The 17016-nt window shown below is 56.2% G+C and carries 12 protein-coding genes; 5 read left to right on the top strand and 7 right to left on the bottom strand.

What is annotated here, in order from left to right; translation table 11 throughout:
- Nucleotides 1-34 precede the first annotated feature (34 nt).
- Nucleotides 35-1414, bottom strand: a complete 1380-nt coding sequence (locus tag M5M_RS08125; RefSeq protein ID WP_015047011.1) for a MipA/OmpV family protein — start codon at nucleotides 1412-1414, stop codon at nucleotides 35-37.
- A gap of 62 nt (nucleotides 1415-1476) precedes the next feature.
- Nucleotides 1477-3633, bottom strand: coding sequence for an ATP-binding protein (locus M5M_RS08120; RefSeq protein WP_015047010.1), 2157 nt, complete (start codon nucleotides 3631-3633; stop codon nucleotides 1477-1479).
- Nucleotides 3634-3658: 25 nt separating this feature from the next.
- Between M5M_RS08120 and M5M_RS08115 the strand changes: the two genes are divergently transcribed.
- From M5M_RS08115 to M5M_RS08105, 3 genes are read left to right on the top strand one after another with little or no spacing between them, the layout of a single operon-like run.
- Nucleotides 3659-4267, top strand: a complete 609-nt coding sequence (locus M5M_RS08115; protein ID WP_244431068.1) for a uracil-DNA glycosylase family protein — start codon at nucleotides 3659-3661, stop codon at nucleotides 4265-4267.
- The gene (locus M5M_RS08110) at nucleotides 4264-4791 is read left to right on the top strand and encodes an RDD family protein (RefSeq protein WP_015047008.1); all 528 of its coding nucleotides are present in this window, start codon (nucleotides 4264-4266) and stop codon (nucleotides 4789-4791) included. The genes M5M_RS08115 and M5M_RS08110 overlap by 4 nt, the downstream gene beginning before the upstream one ends.
- A 43-nt stretch (nucleotides 4792-4834) precedes the next feature.
- Nucleotides 4835-5647 carry a M48 family metallopeptidase gene (locus M5M_RS08105; protein ID WP_015047007.1) on the top strand — a complete coding sequence of 271 codons (813 nt, stop codon included), beginning with the start codon at nucleotides 4835-4837 and terminating at the stop codon, nucleotides 5645-5647.
- Between the two features lie 43 nt (nucleotides 5648-5690).
- Here M5M_RS08105 and M5M_RS08100 read toward each other — a convergent pair whose 3' ends face one another.
- From M5M_RS08100 to M5M_RS08080, 5 genes are all read right to left on the bottom strand, one after another.
- Complete coding sequence (locus M5M_RS08100; protein WP_015047006.1) at nucleotides 5691-8825, bottom strand: efflux RND transporter permease subunit; 3135 nt, start codon at nucleotides 8823-8825, stop codon at nucleotides 5691-5693.
- Nucleotides 8825-9874 carry an efflux RND transporter periplasmic adaptor subunit gene (locus tag M5M_RS08095; RefSeq protein WP_015047005.1) on the bottom strand — a complete coding sequence of 350 codons (1050 nt, stop codon included), beginning with the start codon at nucleotides 9872-9874 and terminating at the stop codon, nucleotides 8825-8827. Before M5M_RS08095 ends, M5M_RS08100 begins: the two co-directional genes overlap by 1 nt.
- Nucleotides 9875-9929: 55 nt before the next feature.
- Nucleotides 9930-10916 (bottom strand): helix-turn-helix transcriptional regulator, encoded by a 987-nt coding sequence (locus M5M_RS08090; protein WP_081640133.1) that lies wholly within the window; start codon nucleotides 10914-10916, stop codon nucleotides 9930-9932.
- Nucleotides 10917-11139: 223 nt separating this feature from the next.
- Nucleotides 11140-13452 (bottom strand): TonB-dependent receptor, encoded by a 2313-nt coding sequence (locus tag M5M_RS08085; protein WP_015047003.1) that lies wholly within the window; start codon nucleotides 13450-13452, stop codon nucleotides 11140-11142.
- Nucleotides 13453-13600: 148 nt separating this feature from the next.
- Nucleotides 13601-13915 carry a hypothetical protein gene (locus M5M_RS08080; protein WP_015047002.1) on the bottom strand — a complete coding sequence of 105 codons (315 nt, stop codon included), beginning with the start codon at nucleotides 13913-13915 and terminating at the stop codon, nucleotides 13601-13603.
- Nucleotides 13916-14015: 100 nt separating this feature from the next.
- Here M5M_RS08080 and M5M_RS08075 point away from each other — a divergent pair, with 100 nt between their 5' ends.
- Together M5M_RS08075 and M5M_RS08065 are read left to right on the top strand one after the other, a co-directional pair.
- Complete coding sequence (locus M5M_RS08075) at nucleotides 14016-14780, top strand: hypothetical protein (protein WP_016389300.1); 765 nt, start codon at nucleotides 14016-14018, stop codon at nucleotides 14778-14780.
- 214 nt (nucleotides 14781-14994) lie between these two features.
- Nucleotides 14995-16986 (top strand): alpha amylase C-terminal domain-containing protein, encoded by a 1992-nt coding sequence (locus M5M_RS08065; protein ID WP_015046999.1) that lies wholly within the window; start codon nucleotides 14995-14997, stop codon nucleotides 16984-16986.
- Nucleotides 16987-17016 lie beyond the last annotated feature (30 nt).

The raw sequence follows: 17016 nt of genomic DNA, 5'->3' as shown, positions 1-17016 counted from the left end.
TAGCTGCCGTTATGCCTTATTGCTGCATCCCGCACTAGCGGATCTTGCACTGTAGATAAAAGGTATTCCAGTTGGAGCCGCCGTTCACCCGGTTATACACATCGGTTTTGCCGAAAATACCCGAGCGATGGTGTATGGAGTAGCCCGCGTAACAGTGCCGCGCGGCATCGGTGCGAAATAAATCACCCACATTCACATCCCAGCTGTAATCAAGGTATTGCAGCGTGGGCGAGTCGTTCTCGTTCTTTTCTAGAACGCTGTCCGATTCCTGCCAGGGTACCTGCGCGGCGTAAGAAAAACCGTAGCCAAAGCCGACCCGGGTTTCCACGATGTGCGACCAGGGAAATTGATTGAAATAGCCTTTGATGGCGATAACGTATTCGTTGAAATTGTCCTGTTCGCCTTTCTCGAAATGGCGTACCAAGCCCGCCGTGGCATGGGCTTCTATCGGCAGTCCCCAGACTTCGTCACTGATTTTTTTGCTCAGGAATCCGGAAACCATGGCGGTGTTCTTGGTATCCACTGCCATGTTGTTCAGATAAATCATTTCAATGAAGTTGCCATCCTTCCAGTAACCGCCCGCCAGTCGCCATTCCCAGCCTTCTTTCAACCAGCTGTTGTCTGCTGCTTTTGCCGCCGTTTGCGCAACCGGGGAATTGAGGAATTCGTAACGGTATTGGAACCGCGCATCCACCCGATTGCCGCTATCGGTCAGCGGGCTCGCGTCAATGGTGGAATCAAGTTGCGTGTAAGCCAGAGAGACACCCAGCAAGTGCGCCTGACCGAGCCGGTACCAGGCATCGGCACCCACGCTGAAATTAGTGGCTGCGCCGGCGGTGTAAGCCGGGCGCTCGGGGGTGGCGTCCTGAGCGTCCACACCGTAGTAATACTGATTGACATCGGCATTTTCAAATTCCGCCGCGACAAATGGCTCAAGGCGCCATTTATCGCCCTGCCATTGGCCCCGCCATTCCGCGTCCACACTGTGGCCGCCGTGACGGTTCAGTGTGTCGGCACGCACCGTCAGGCGCAATTGGCCCACGGGAATATCTATCGCGGCGGTGGCGCCGGCCTCTAGGGTACCGTAGCGGCGCATGCCCGGGATTTCTTGCGTAAGCTCGCCGTTATAGCCGCCAAACCGGTATTCACCGAACAGGTCAAATGTGACTCCGTCCCAGGCGCTGGTGCGCCAGCCAGCGCGGGTACCATCGAGGTAAAAAGCCTCGCCCTGATAGTAGAGTTCGGGCAAAAAGTCAGTGCGCAAGCCTTCGCCAATATAGGGTGAGGATTGCAGGCGGGTGGTGAAGCCAATGGCCCAGCGGCCTTCGCCCGCAGTGGCGGATTCGGGTGTATCTGCGCTGGCCCAGGTAGTGGAAGAGAGTAACAGTGCAAGAAGGGGAGTGGCGGCTTTCATGGCCCGAAAGAGTCCCTGTGTAAAAAGCGCGCATGATAACAGGTTCGATCGGGTGTGTGTTCTTACTCGGTTAACTGTGGGCAGGCGTAGTAATCCAGTGCGGTGCGCAGCCGATCGAGACTGATGGGTTTGGTCAGCACCTCGTCCATGCCGGCTTCCAGGTAGCGCTCTCGGTCTGCCTGGTAGGCATTGGCCGTCAGTGCGATGACCGGCGTTGGCCGGGTGACGCCGCGTTCATGCTCCAGCTCGCGTATACACCTGAGCGCGCCCAGACCATCAAGCACCGGCATTTCGCAGTCCATCAGCACCAAATCAAACCGGCGGTTGGTATATAAAAACTGGGTTACGGCATCCTCCCCGTCGCAGGCCAGCACACAGCTGTGCCCCAACTTGGTGACCATGGCTGACACCACTGATCGGTTCACCGCATTGTCGTCCGCGGCAAGTATATGGAGTTTATTGCTGCAGTGAACGGCTGAGCCGTTGGCGTCCTGATTGGGTTGATCAAACAGGCCTTGAATCAAGGGCAGCAGCAATGCACCGAAAGGCGGGCGATCCTTAAAGCCACGCTGGGGCTCACCGTGACTGTTGATCCATTCGTTGCTCTGCCCCACATCGTATAACTGGAGCGCTTTTGCACCCTGTGCCTGGGCATAGTGGGCTAATGAGTCGCTTTGCTCATGGTTGGACATGTCGATGATCAACAAGGTGTTTGCGCCGATGTGCGGGCTGGGTATCAGACTGTTGGCGGTGTAAGGCCAGGGCTCGGCAACGAGCCCCCAATGCTTGAGGTGGCGCAGATAGTCCTGTGCTTGCCAGGTGTCTTCTACTGCCAGAAACACTTTATCCAGGTTTGGCATGGCGGGCGTCGAATCCTGTTGTTCGCCCATATTGAGTGGCAATTGCAGTGTGAAGGTACTGCCCTTGCCGGGGTCACTGGTGACCGTCAGATCACCGCCCATTTGGCGCGCCAGCTCCCGACTGATCACCAACCCCAGGCCGGTGCCGCCGAAGCGCGACTGGATCGATTGATCGGCCTGGACAAACGGCGTGAATAGGCGCGCTTGGGCTGACTCATCCATGCCAATGCCCGTGTCCACACATTCGATTTGCAGGTTGTTCTGGCGCGCGGTGATGTTGAGACTGACGCCGCCCCGGTCGGTGAATTTAAAGGCATTGCCCACCAGGTTGACCAGGATCTGGTTCAGGCGAGCGGCATCGCCTTGCCAGGTGTCGACAAGATCAGGCGCAATATCAATGCGCCAGTAGCAATGCTTTTCGGCGGCTTTTTGTACAAACAGGTAATAGAGGTTGCTGAGCAGACCACGCAAAGAAAAGGGGTTGGTATCGATGGTCATTTTGCCCGATTCGATACGTGAATAATCGAGCAGGTCATTAATGAGGACAATCAGCGCTTGCCCGGAGCTGTGAATGGCCTGGTTGTAGCGCCGTTGCTGTTCGTTCAATGGCGTGGTTGACAGTAATTCACTCATGCCCAGCACGCCGTTCATGGGGGTGCGTATTTCGTGGCTCATTTTAGCGAGGAAATCGATTCGGGTGCGTGCGTTGATCTCGGTTTCGACGGCGTGCCGGACGATAAACAGCACCCCCGCAATGACCAGTAATCCGCAGATGAGCACGGTGAGCGATCCCACCCAGAAATAGGTGTCAGATGCCTGCTGCAGTTCATCGGCGCGGGCCTGAATTTCGTCTTCCAGTGAGCGGGTAAAGCGCGCTAATTGATCGGCGGGCTGGCGGTCGATGCCCCGCACGGACGCGTCGATAATAAAGGGGTCGGTGGGGTTTTCGGCAAATCGTCGATAGCCGGATTCGTATTGTGTTTGCAATCGGTTATGGGCCTGCTCGAATCTCCTCAGGGCCTGGCGGGTTGCTTGTGATAATGGCTGTTGTTCGAGCTGTTCGACGAGTCGACGGACCTCAGATGAAGCATCCTGAAAGGACTGCCAATAGTGCGCGCGATCCTCGGCATTGTTACCGCGCAATAACAGGTTTTTCCATTCCTGTACCTGGAGTTTGAATTGCAGGTTAATTTCGGCCAGCTCATGCATGGCCTGCATGCGATTGTCGATGAGTTCTCGGTATTGACCGTTGATGGCATTGAGCGCCAGTTGCGCAACCAGTGCCGCAACAAGCAATATGGTGCCGCCACCGAATATCGCCAGGTTGGCACGTAGTCGTGAAGAAGTCCCGTTATTCATTGGCCATCAGATTCGTGGGGATCACTTGAGTATAGATGAGGCTGGAGTCAACGATAGGCTGCTTGCGCTTGAGCGCGATGTGCGTGTCTGTCAACGCTGTGTCGGGTTGCTACCCGGCGAGCCGAGGCCGGTGCTGCAGTTGGGCTGGCAGGCCCCGATCCTGATTGCGGGCCAGGCGCCCGGGCGGCGTGCAGAGCAGCAGGGTAAGCCCTTTGCCGATCCGAGCGGTGTGCGTTTAAGGCAATGGTTGGGCGTAAGTGAAGATTGTTTTTATAACCCTCGGTGCTTTAGCATTTTGCCCATGGGGTTTTGCTTTCCGGGCCAATCCCGGCAGGGCGATCTGGCGCCCAGACCCGAGTGTGCTGCACAGTGGCGTGCGACACTTCTGGCAAACCACACCAATGTGCAGCTGACATTGGTGTTGGGGCGGTTCGCCCAGGCCTGGCACCTGCCCGAGGCACCCGCTACGGTGACGGAATGCGTCGCGCGATGGCAGGACTACTGGCCTGCCGTGCTGCCGTTGCCCCACCCCAGCCCGCGGAATCGGCGCTGGTTTACCGACAACCCCTGGTTTGAGCGGGCGTTAATCCCCCGTCTGCAGGCGCGCGTCAAACAACTTTTGGACATGGCATGAAACTGGAACTGGACCTGGACCCCACGCCCCCGCGGTACGCCGGCTTCGGCATCCGGTTTGCCGCCTTTGTGATCGATTCTGTTGCCCTGATGTTGTTGGTGAGCCTGCCGCTTTATCTGTGGTTCGGGTGGGAGCAATTGCGTTTTTTATGGCAGACCCCGCCGGCAGAATTGTTGGAGCAATATATCGCGCTTTTATACGATCCGGCTGCGGCCAGGCGGTTTCTGGATGAAGTGAGCCGGTTAACCGCCAGTATGCTGTTGCACCACGGTATTCTGTTGGTGATCTACGTGGTGTTTTGGGTGCGTTTTCTGGGCACGCCCGGCAAGATGTGGTTGGGATTACAGATTGTGGACGCGCGCGACCTGAGTCCGCTGTCGGCGCAGGCGTCTGTGATCCGGTTCCTCGGTTATTTCGTTTCCAGCTTTATGTTCGGGCTGGGGTTTATCTGGGTCGCAGTGGATAAGCGTCACCAAGGCTTTCACGACATGATGGCCCGATCGGTGGTAATCTACAAACCCTGACAACTTCAGACCCGATGCAATTCACTACAAGGACACGGTTTTAATGAAAAAGTTTGTATTGTTCAGCCTCGTGATCGCGCTCTTGGTGGCCTGTACCACCAGCCCCACGGGGCGTCGCCAGCTGATGTTGATCTCTCCGGACGCGGCCATTGTGGAATCGAAAAAAGCGTATTTGGGAACCATGGCCGAACTGGACCAGAATAAAAAACTGGTTTCCGATCCCCAGCTGGTCAAACGGGTGAAAACCATTACCGGTCGGTTGGTGACCGAGGCGGTGGCACTCTACCCGCACACAGCTGAGTGGGAATGGAGCGTGGCGATCATCGACGATATGGAGACCATCAATGCCTGGTGTATGGCGGGTGGCCGGATGGCGATTTATACCGGCATTATCAGCAAGCTGGATCTGACCGATGATGAAATGGCGCAGATTATGGGCCACGAAATCTCCCACGCATTGGCCAATCACACGGCTGAGCGCATGTCGCGGGCGATGGCGATCAATATGGGTGTGGTGGCGGCCGGTGTGGCGTCCGACAGCCCGGGCCTGACCATGACCGGCGCCGCTCTGGCGGCAAAACTGGCGTTGGAATTGCCCAATAGCCGCGTTGCAGAAAAAGAAGCCGACCGGTTGGGATTGGAGTTGGCAACCCGTGCCGGGTACAAGCCTGAAGCGGCGGCCAGCTTGTGGCGTAAAATGAGTGAGATCGGCGGTTCGGGCGGGCCGGAATTTCTGAGTACCCACCCGGCTCCCGACAACCGGGAGAAAACCCTGACTGCCCTGGCACCGGAAATGCAAAAACTGAATCCGGGCCTGAAAAAGTCGGCGGTGTATCCGATTACCATTGTTCAGTAACGAAAAAAGGCGGGAATTCCCGCCTTTTTTAACCGCGAAATTATTATCTGAACCTGAAAATGGTGGCGTAAAGCACCGGTACGACCACCAGGGTCAGCACTGTCGCGAAGCCCAGACCAAACATGATGGTCACAGCCATGGCGATGAAAAATGCATCCCCCAGCAGTGGGATCATACCCAGGATGGTGGTGGCCGCCGCCATGGCCACGGGAATCAGCCGGCTGACACCGGATTCAATCACCGCCTCTACGCCGTTTTTACCGGTGCTCAATTCCTCTCCAATCTGATCTACCAGCACAATGGCGTTCTTGATCAGCATGCCAGCCAGGCTCATGAAACCCAGCAACGCCATGAAGCCGAAGGGCTGGTTGAACAGCAGTAAGCCGGCGGTCACGCCCACGATCGCCAAGGGTACCACCAGCCAGATCACCGCCGTTTTGCGCAATGAATTGAACAGACAGATCACGATAAATACCATCAATCCAAAGAACACGGGAATCGAGCCCATTATGGCGGTACTGCCTTTATCCGAATCTTCGTTCTCGCCGCCCCAGGCGGCGTAATAGCCCGGCTTGCCGGCAATGGGTAGCCGATCGCGGTATTTGATCGGGATGGTGGATGACTGGTGATCGATGTCTGCATCGGCGGCGAGTTTGAGATAGCCCGCAACATCGACATTGATCGCTTTTTCCACGTCGGCTTTGAGGTCAGCCAACAGCTCTGAGGACAAGCCTTCACGTTGATCGAAGTGAATGCGCAGCATGCTGACCCGATCCTGACGCCAGATGTGCGGATTTTCAAAATCCACATCGAAGTGGCTCACGACCTGACCCAGTGGAATCATGCGTTGGGCGGTCGGGCTCCAGATCGGGAGCTGATCGAGATTGTCCAGGTTCCGGCGTTCATGTTCAGGTGCACGCGCGACAATGGGAATTAACTCGTCGCGCTCCCGATACACGCCCGCACGGACACCTTCGACGGTGTGTGCAGTTGCCTGCGCGATTTCAGGTCGGCCGATGCCCAGCTGGCTGGCCAGCACATCCGACATGACCGGCTTGATGACCTGCACCTGCTCGCCCCATTCGTTGCGAATTCCTTTGACGTTGGGGTGTTGGCGCAACACATTCAATACCTCATTACCCAGGCGACGGAGTTCCTGGTGGTCCGGCCCGGATAAACGCAGCTGTACCTTGCCTCCCGTTGCCGGGCCAAGCACAAACAGACGCACGTTTACATTGACATCCGGGTCGATAAATTCGAGGTCATTTTGTACCTGCTGGCTGAACTGGTTGATGATGCGGTAATCGTCCACATCCACTAGCAGGCGGGCAAAATTGCTGTTGGGTTGCTCGGGCTGATAGGTCAGCAAAAAGCGCGGCGAGCTGCCGCCCACCTGCGTGGTGACCTTGGTGACATTGCTGTAGCCTTTAAGCTTTTCCTCAAAAGGCGCGAGCCTGCGTTCGGTTTCATGGATGTGGGTACCTTCCGGCAACCACAGATCCACCATGAATTGCGGACGGGTGGAGTCCGGGAAAAAGCTTTGCTTCACATAGCCAAACCCAATCAGCGATGCCGCGAAAAGTGCCACGGTGATACCGATAGCCACCCAGCGGTGTTGAATGGCGAGCGTGAGAAACTGCCGGTAGCGCTGGTAGAACACACCTTGATAGGGCGCGCCCTGGCTGCCCAACTGGCCGCTCTTTAAAAATGTTTTGCACAGCAATGGGGTGGTGGTCACCGCGGTGACCCAGCTCATGGTCAATGAAATCAGAATCACGGTAAACAAGCTGCGGGTGTATTCGCCGGTGGCATCCTGGGATGTACCGATGGCGGCGAAAGCGGCAATTGCCACCGCAGTGGCGCCAAGCAGAGGCATAGCGGTCTGAGAAACGACTTTGCGTGCCGCGCTCAAGGCGTCTTCCCCTTGTTCCATTCGCACCCGCATGCCATCGGTGACCACGATGGCGTTATCGACCAGCATGCCCAACGCAATGATCAATGCGCCCAAGGAGATCCGCTCCAGCGTAATGCCCAGGATACTCATGAAAATAAAGGTGCCGGTGATGGTGACTGCCAACACGGTGCCGATAATCAGGCCGCTGCGCAGGCCCATGAAAAACAACAGCACCACAACAACAATCACCACCGCTTCAATCAGACTGATCAGAAAATTATTAATCGCCTCAACAACGCTGTCAGATTGCATGGAAACCACATTCAATTGGATTCCCAGCGGTATCTGCGGTTTCAGCTCTTCAACTTTCTGGTACAGACCTTCACCCATAGTTACCACGTTGCCGCCACTGGTGGTAGAAATGGCAAGCCCTATGGCCGGCTCGCCATCAAATCGCAGCAGATTATTGGGCGGGTCCTGCAGGCCCCGGGTGATGGTGGCAACGTCACCCAGCACGACTTGCTGGTTCTGCAAGTTTCTGGCGTTGATCACCAGACCGGCAAATTGTTGTTCGGAGTGGAATTCGCCCGTGGGGGAGACCGCCAGACGTCTGTTGCCGACCGTCATATAGCCCGCCTGCTCGGCGGTGTTTTTGGCGCCCAGCGCACTGTATATATCCTGTGGTGAAATGCCCAATGCGGTCATCTTGTCGCGTTGCATTTCCACGTAAATCACTTCTTTTGGTTGGCCATAGAAAGTGATTTTCTTTACATCCTGCACAAGCAGCAGTTCGCGGCGGAGAAATTTGGCGAATTCGTACAGGTCTTTTTGCGTATAGCCGTCCCCGGTGAGTGCGATGTAAACACCAAACACATCACCGAAGTCATCGTTTACCAATGAAGGTCCAGCGCCGGGTGGTAGCTGGTGCTGGATATCATTGACCTTTCGGCGCAACTCATCCCAGACCTGTGGCAATCCATCTTTGTCGTATTGGTCTTTTATGCGGACCTTGACGATACTTTTATCCCGATAGGAATGTGACTCCACATAAAACAGCTGGCCCATCTCCTGGGTGGCGCGTTCGACCAGATCGGAGACTTCTATCTCTACCTCGCGCGCGCTGGCCCCCGGGTAAGGGGTAATGATCATGGCCTCTTTAATGGTGAATTCCGGGTCTTCAAGCCGGCTCAGGTTGTTGAACGCGATCATGCCGACCACCAGTAAAATACCGGTGACAACCCAGGTGATCGTGCTGTTCTTAATGGACCGCTCGGCGATGTTCATCAGTAGCGCACCTCGGTGATGGGTTTCACCTCAAGGCCATCCGTCAATGCGCTCAATCCCGCGATGGCCACGGTATCGCCGGCATTCAAACCCTGCAGAATCTGGATGCTTTCACTGCCGACGGGCAGGCCCAATGTCACCGGCTGGGGCGATACGCGATTGTCTGCATCCAGGCGCCAGACGATTTTATTGCCGCTGGTGTCTGCAGCGATCGCCTGTAAAGGGACAACCAGCGCCTGGCCGGATTCGCTGCTATTTGTCACGGTGACGTTGGCGGTCATGCCGGGCAGTAAATTCGCGCCCTGACGATCTTTGATGCCCAGTACATACTGGAATGTCTGGGTGGTCGGGTTGGCCTCGGTGGTAAACTCTTTGACGAACAATTCAAAGCGCAGATCCGGCAGCGCATCGAAACTCGCTACCATCGTCAGTGAGCTGCGATCCTGCTCGCGCGAACGCGCAAGAAGATTTTCAGACACGTTCACAACCAATTCCAGGTTGTCTTTATCCTGCAGGCTGATGATGGGTTGCTTGGCCTGAATTTCTTCGAAATTATCCACGTATTTGCGCGCGACTACGCCGCTGAACGGTGCCAGTAAGCGGGTATCGTTATAGGCTTTTTCTGCTTTGGCGAGATTTGAGCGGGCGATTTCGTAGCCGGCTTTCAATTTGTCGTAATCCATCTTGGAGATGAAATCTTTCGCGATCAGTTCTTCCGCCCGGTCAAAATTTGCTTTGGCCTGATCGGCATCGGCGCGGGCTGCGTCCAGTGTGGCTTTGTAGTCTGTGTTATCGAGTGCGCCGATAACCTGGCCCTGTTTGATGGTCTGGCCTTCCTTCAGGCTGAAGCTGGTCAGTCGCCCTGGCACCTGAAACGCGAGATCCACACGTTGGGAGGCGCGCACCACGCCGGGAATGTCTCGCGACATAGCGCCCCCCGCATTGACCTGGATGACTTTGACGGGCTGGACGACGTGATGGGGTTGGGCGGGTTTTTCGGTGCAGCCGGCAATCAGTGCAATGCCGATCAGCCAAGTGAATGAGCGCATGCGTGACTCTCCCTGAGCGTGGTATTTGGCCGAATAGTAGCACAGGGAGTATGCGCTATCGGTTGTCGCGGCCCCGATAGTCCGAGGGTGACACGCCATACCAGCGGCGGAACGCGCGCGAGAAATTACTGTGATCGGAAAAACCCAGTTGCAGAGCGATATCGTTCAGTGAGCGATTGGCTGCCAATAAGCGCATGGCCTGCGCGGCCCGCAAGTCATCCACCAGCTGGGTAAACCGCAACTGGCGCTGTTTGAATTGCCGTTGCAGATGCCGGGGGCTGATCTCAAGCGCCTCGGCCACCGCGCGCTGATCACATCGTCCCTGAGTGAGCCCACGTAAAATTTCCTGTTCGACTTTTGCCAGCCAGGGATCGGTGACGGCCGCGCTGGGCAGTGTCTGTATTTGCTGTTCGAAATGTTCACACGCGGCTTGATCTGCGTCCGGAAACGGCAGATCCAGCATTGCATCGGTGTATACCTTGCAGCCAAACTCGGCACCAAAGTCGACATGCCGGCAGTGGTAGTGGCGTTGCCACGGGCTGATATCGGCGGGTTCACGCCGCGTTTGCACCAGTTTGGACAAAGCCAGTGGGCGGCCGAGTGCGCGTTGCAAAATGCTGTGTCCGGCCGCCATGCCAAACTCCATCGACTCGTGGCCCGGCAGTTGCCCGGACAGGGGGCGGACAATCAACGCCATGCCGTCGGGATGGGGCTGCCACTGCAGGGACACTGAGTTGCTGATGTAACCCGGGTGGCGCAAGCACAGGGCAATGGCGTCCCGGAGGTTCTGACAATGTTGAACCGCCAGGCCGAGCGGGCCCCAATCGGTGGGTTTGATTTTACCGGCAGCCTGCAGCGCGATGGCGGGGTTGCCGCTGCGGTTGGCCGCCAATTGCCAGGCGTGGGCTGTGAGCTGGGTGGGCAGACGGTCCGGTGCCTGCTCAACCCCCAGTTCTGCCAACAAAGCGTCACCGTCGACACCGTAGTCAGACAGTGTATCCGGCAAATGGGTGAACCAGTTTCCAAGACTTGTAAATTGCACAGCTGTACCGATCAGTGACTGAAATTTGAAGTCTGGTCAAGTTTACTGTCGGCGGAACAGGAGGGAAAGCCACTGAACCGCCCGGTCACCGTGTGTGGCAGGGCATTTAACGGGCAATAAAAAGCCCCTGCAATGCAGGGGCGGAAGGTTTCTACAGCAGCAAAGTGTAGAAACACCGGGGGAGTCGAAGAGGATTCTCCCCGGTGATCGTGTGCCTGCGGGCTTAGTAGCGGTAGTCGGCCTGCAGGGCGATAGTGCGGGGGCGCTCAACAAAGCCGTAGAAGGCCTGGGCACCGAAGGTGGTCGACAGCGGCGCGGTGTTCACGTAAGTGAGGTTGTCCTTGTCGGTCAGGTTTTTACCCACCAGTGCCACAGTCCAGCTGTCCGCTTCCAGCGCGATACGGCCATTCACTTTGTAGCCCGGGGTGTATTCCCAGTTGGGGTCCAGGTTGGGGTGAATGAACTGCTTGCCCTGATAAGTCACATCAACGGTGGAGCGCAGGCTCAGGTCGCCATTGAAATCATAGGCGTGCTCGAGCGAAGTAGAACCGCTCCACTTGGGTGTGTACTGGGAAGGCTTGCCGGTGTAATCACAGATGATGCCTTGCGGATCATTGGTGGGCTCACCGTAGTAGCAGTTGCCGTTTTCGAAGTCTTTGTATTCGAATTCCAGGTAACCCAGTGCGGCGGTCCACATCAGGCCATAGGGCAGGGCCACACGACCATCCAGTTCAAAGCCTTTCACTTCGGCTTTTTTGGCGTTGGCCACGACGAAGCCCAGAGCACCGTCAAACTGAGATGTTTGCAGGTCTTCGTAGGAGGTGAAGAACACAGCGGCGTTCAGTTCAGCGGCATTATCCAGGAAACGGGTTTTGGTACCGATCTCATAGGTGGTGGCTTCTTCGCGATCGAACTCGAACGAAGAAATCTGGTTGGCGCGGGTGTCGTAACCGCCAGACTTGTAACCGGTGGCATAGCTTGCGTAGAACATCACGTCATCGTTCATGATGTACTGCAGGTTAACCGACGGCGTGAACGCGGACTCATCGCGGTCACCGTTCAGGTCGTGACCGGGTGCTGCCGGATTGGCCAGTGCCAGGGATTCGGTATCTACGTTGAAGGCGCCTTTAACCACCATCGCCGCGATGGGATCCTGCTGGCCACTTGCGGTGTTCAGAATGTCCATTACGCGGCTGCCGTCCTTTTCTTCTTCGGTATAACGGCCGCCCACGGTCAACGCCCAGGATTCGTTAATGTTCCAGGTCGCCTGACCAAAGATGGCGGCGGCAGTGGAATCCTGTTCGTAGAAACGCGTAACGTTGGTGCCCTGAATCAGTGCCAGCTGGGGATTAACCAGACCCAGCAGGCTGTTGTCAGAGAAATAAGTGTATTCGTTGTAGTCCAGCTCGTTTGACTGGTAGAACACGCCGGCAATCCAGTCTACGGTGTCGCCACCGGGGCTGACCAAACGCAGCTCCTGGCTGAACTGACGGTATTCTTCACCGGATTCAATGTTGAAAATGTCGCCGCCGGTGAAGTCACAGTCGCAGTTTTCGTCAAACTTATAACGCACGGAACCGGTCACCGAGGTGAGGGTGGCAAAGCCAGCGTCGTAGTTCATGGTGACGGTCAGATTGTCGATGGTATTGTCGGAGAACTCTGGGCTGTCAGACTGGCGCTTGTAGTCCTGGGCGCCGTCCAGCAGGGCGGGGTTCTGGGACAGGTTGGCCAGAATCTGGCTGTACACCACGCCGTCGCCGCGGGGTTGTTCCTGAACGATTTCGATCTGGCGGCCTTTCACGTCAAAGGTGTCGCGTTCGGCTTTCAGGGTGATGTCGAAACTGTCGGTCACATCCCACACCAGGGTGCCGCGGATGGCGCGCTCTTCGCGCTGGGGTTCGTCGCGGTTCTGCAGGGTGTTTTCGATGTAGCCACCGTCATTGTAACCACGGACCGCCAGGCGGCCGCGCAGATTGTCGGCCAGAGGGCCAGAGGCTACCAGGTTCACTTCCTGCTGATCGAAGCGGGGCTCGTAAACGATACCGGCTTTCAGCTCCAGCTCATCGGTGGGTTTCGCGGTGGCCATGTTGATGGCACCGGCAATGGAGTTCTTGCCAAACAGGATACCCTGTGGGCCGCGCAGCACTTCAATGCGCTCAACATCCATAAAGGGTGCGCGTGAAAGTTGGGCGCGACCGTAGTAGATACCATCGATGTAGGTGCCAACAGATTGCTCAAAACCCTGGTTGATGCCCGAGCCAATTCCGCGGATGAAAATCTGTGTGCCAATGCCAGTCTCACTCATGGACAGATTGGGCACATAGGCCGTCACATCTTCCATCTTGGTCAGGTTGGCTTCGGTTAATTTGTCGCCTGCGAGCGCATTGATGGAGACTGGCACATCCTGCAGGCTTTGTGCGCGTTTTTGTGCGGTAACAACTACTTCTTCAAGGACCTGGGCCTGGATGCCGCTGGCGCCCAGTGCAACGGCGGCCAATGCGGCAACCAGAGGCTTCTTCATCAGTGCGTGATTCATTTCTCTCTCCATAATGGTTGTAGTTATGCGGCGCGTGCGGGACCCACGGGCGCCGGCGCGAACTGTACGTGAACGGATTTGGCTTAGCTATTCCCAAAGCGACATGTGCCCCGGCTTTCGCCGGCACCTATGTAATGGGCGTTATTGCTCAGGTCAATAGTAGGGTGGCAATGGATGCAAGAATGGCAACCAGGATAATTGCAGCAATGCGCCAGTAATTCGGGCGCGCAGATGTCATTGCGTTATCGTCTTCAAGGTTGTGGCGCAATTTGTGCGCCTGTACAGCGAGTGATCGGGATTTGATCAATTTGGTACGTGTGTTCTTAAGTGCGGTTATCTCCCGCTCGAGAAACACCTGACGTTTCTGATCGCATCCCGCCAGCTGTTGTTGGCATTGCGCCAGTTTTTCATCCAGGTTGGCCACCTGCGTGTCGATATTTTGTACCAGTTGTTCGAGGGACACCGGGTATACCTATGCTGTAAATGAGGACCATTATACGGACTAATGCCCCATTGATCGGTGCTTTCTTGCACATCAGGGGCAAAATACGCAGGCTGTCATCATGAATAATGCCAATTCTGACCATCCGGTTGTCCTTCAGGGAGTCATTCTGACCCGGGATTTAGCCGCCAGTATCGCCGCTTATCAGCGCTTGTTGCCGGTTCAGCCGGCAGCGCCCTCAACATTGACGCGTTCGCAAGCGTCTGCCTGGTTGGCGCCGGTATTGGCCGGTGCGCCTGTAGTGGCCCTGTGTGAGCCGTCGGGTCAGCCGACGATCTGGCTGGTGGAAGCCCGATCTGCAGGGCATTCCGACCCTTTCCGCACCGCAGGTTGGTTCGGCTTGCATCTGGAGGTTGCTCACTTACCCTCCGTTGCACAAGGTGTGGCTGATTCGCCTTTCGAATCCCTGACAGAGGCTGACGCTGAACGACTGTGTCTCCGTGGCCACAATGACGAGGTGATTTTTTTATCCCAGTCGACCCAATGTGGTTGTGAAATGCTGTCGGCAGTTGCCAATGTACCGGACATCGATGCGGCACTGGCGGGCTATCAGACCTTGTCGGATTCCGCGTCATTGGCCGGTCGGAAAACCTTGCGTCATATTAACCGGGCGTGGGGGTTCGGGGGGGAAAGAAAACACCCCGTTGCCGATGTGGTGCTGGATGCCCGGCATCAACTCCAGCTCAATGAACTCAAGGCCGCTCGCATCCCGGCATCCACAGAGTACTTTTGTGGTTTGTTCATGGTGTGTACCGACAACCCGCTTCAACCGGGTACGCGGGTCATTAAAGGTTCCGCCGGCGAGCGCCTGTTAAGCCACCATTGATGCGCGGCTGCATACGTATTCAAACCTGCATACGTATGCAGTGGTTTGAGCGTCCAGTTTTATTCCGGCTTTAATGTTGGCTGCGTTAATCGCAGGCGTGATAACCATGGAGTCCGGGAACTTCTCTCTCCATTGATTTGCCTTCTCGTCGATCGGCATCGGCTGCCGGTTGAGAGCCGAATTGCCCAACATAATGATAATCAGGGTAGTCGCAATGAAAACATCTATACCGCTCATCGGAGCGCTGGCATTTGCTGCCAGTAGTTTCTCATCTGTCGCATCGGCAGGTACTGCATTTGTCCATTTATTTGAATGGAAGTGGGATGACATCGCCACAGAATGTGAAAGTTTTCTGGGGCCAAAAGGATTCGATGCCGTTCAGGTATCTCCGCCCCATGAACACACGGCCGGGCCATACTGGTGGACCCGCTATCAGCCCGTATCCTACAACAACCTTACCAGCCGTTCGGGAAACGAAACCCAATTCAAGAATATGGTGAACCGCTGCAATGCGGCTGGCGTGAAAATCTATGTGGACGTGGTGATGAATAACTGGGCCAGTTACCAGGGCCACGGTAATGTGGCATCCGGTGGCAGCAGCTGGACACCGCGCAACTACCCTGAGCTTTCCGGTCAGGACTTTCATTCCGATTGCACCATCAGCAATTACGGCGATGCGAATAACGTCTGGGATTGCGGGCTCTATGGCATGCCCGATCTGAATACCGGCGCGAGCTATCCGCAGGATTATGTGGCCAATTACATGAAGCGCCTGACTTCCTGGGGGGTGGCCGGTTTCCGCATTGATGCTGCCAAACATATTCGTCCCAGCGAACTGGATACGGTGATGGCGAAGGCGCAACGGCCGTGGGCGTTTCTTGAGGTGATCGGTGCCGCAGGTGAGGCGGTGCAACCGGGTCAATACACCTATATCGGGCCGGTCACCGAGTTCAAATACGGTACCGATCTCGCCGCAAATTTTAACGGCCAGATAAAAAATCTGAAAACGCTCGGCCCGTCCTGGGGCTTGCAGGCGTCAGACAAGGCTGTGGTGTTTGTGGATAACCATGATCGCGAACGCGGCCATGGGGGTGGCGGTAATCTGACCTATAAAGAAGGCACCAAATACAATCTGGCGAACGTATTTATGCTGGCTTATCCCTATGGTTATCCGAAAGTCATGTCCGGTTACAAGTTTACCGACACCGATGCCGGGCCTCCCGCGGGCGCGACCAATTGCAGCAACAGTGAATGGGTGTGTCAGCACCGTTGGGGCAATATCGCCAACATGGTGGAATTCCGCAACTTCACGGTTGGCGCCTGGAGTGTCAACAACTGGTGGGACAACGGCGCAAATCAGATAGCGTTTTCTCGCGGTGATAAGGGGTTTGTTGTCATCAACAACGAAAGCTATGCCCTGAGTCAGACGTTGTACACCGGACTGCCCGCGGGCAACTATTGCAATGTCCTGGCCGGCGCTGACAAATGCAGCGGCGACGTGATCAGCGTCGCGGCCAACGGTTACGCCACCTTTAATGTGCCGGCTAATGCAGCGGCGGCCATTCATGGCGGTGCGCTTGCGGGCGGCGGCTGTGTCACCGATTGCCCACCGGTCAGTAATGTGCCGAGTCTGAATGTGCGCGGTACCTTCAACGGCTGGGGCAATCTGCCCATGACGTTGGTGGCCGACAATACCTGGCAGGCGACGTTCACGTTGAATGGACAGGCCAATCAGCGATTCAAAGTAGATGTGTATGGCGATTGGTCGCTGAACTATGGCGACAACGGCGCCGATGGTGTGCTGGATCAGACCGGAGCGGATATTTATACCACCGCATCCGGTGAATTCCGGCTGACAGTTAACGATCAGACAATGCGCTATACGCTGGAGCAAGTGGGGCAATGCAATGCGTGTTTTGCCGGCAATTTCTCCCAAATGTATTTCCGCGGCACCGCCAACAACTGGAGTGCCACGCCTATGGCGCTGGTGGCAAATAATGTGTGGGAGCTGGTGGTTAACTTTGACGGACAATCCAATCAGCGATTCAAGTTCGATGTCAATGCGGATTGGTCACACAACTACGGTGACAATGGCGCAAACGGCAGTCTGGAACGCACCGGCGCGGATATTTTTACCAACCTTGTCGGTCAGTACCGGGTGCGTATGAATGATCAGGCGATGACCTATTCCATTCAGCCGCTCTGATTTTACCTGAGTCGTTTTTTCCTTATAGTA

It is taken from the genome of Simiduia agarivorans SA1 = DSM 21679, from assembly GCF_000305785.2.
Taxonomy (GTDB): domain Bacteria; phylum Pseudomonadota; class Gammaproteobacteria; order Pseudomonadales; family Cellvibrionaceae; genus Simiduia; species Simiduia agarivorans.
This window is presented reverse-complemented; position numbering and strand designations above follow the sequence as displayed.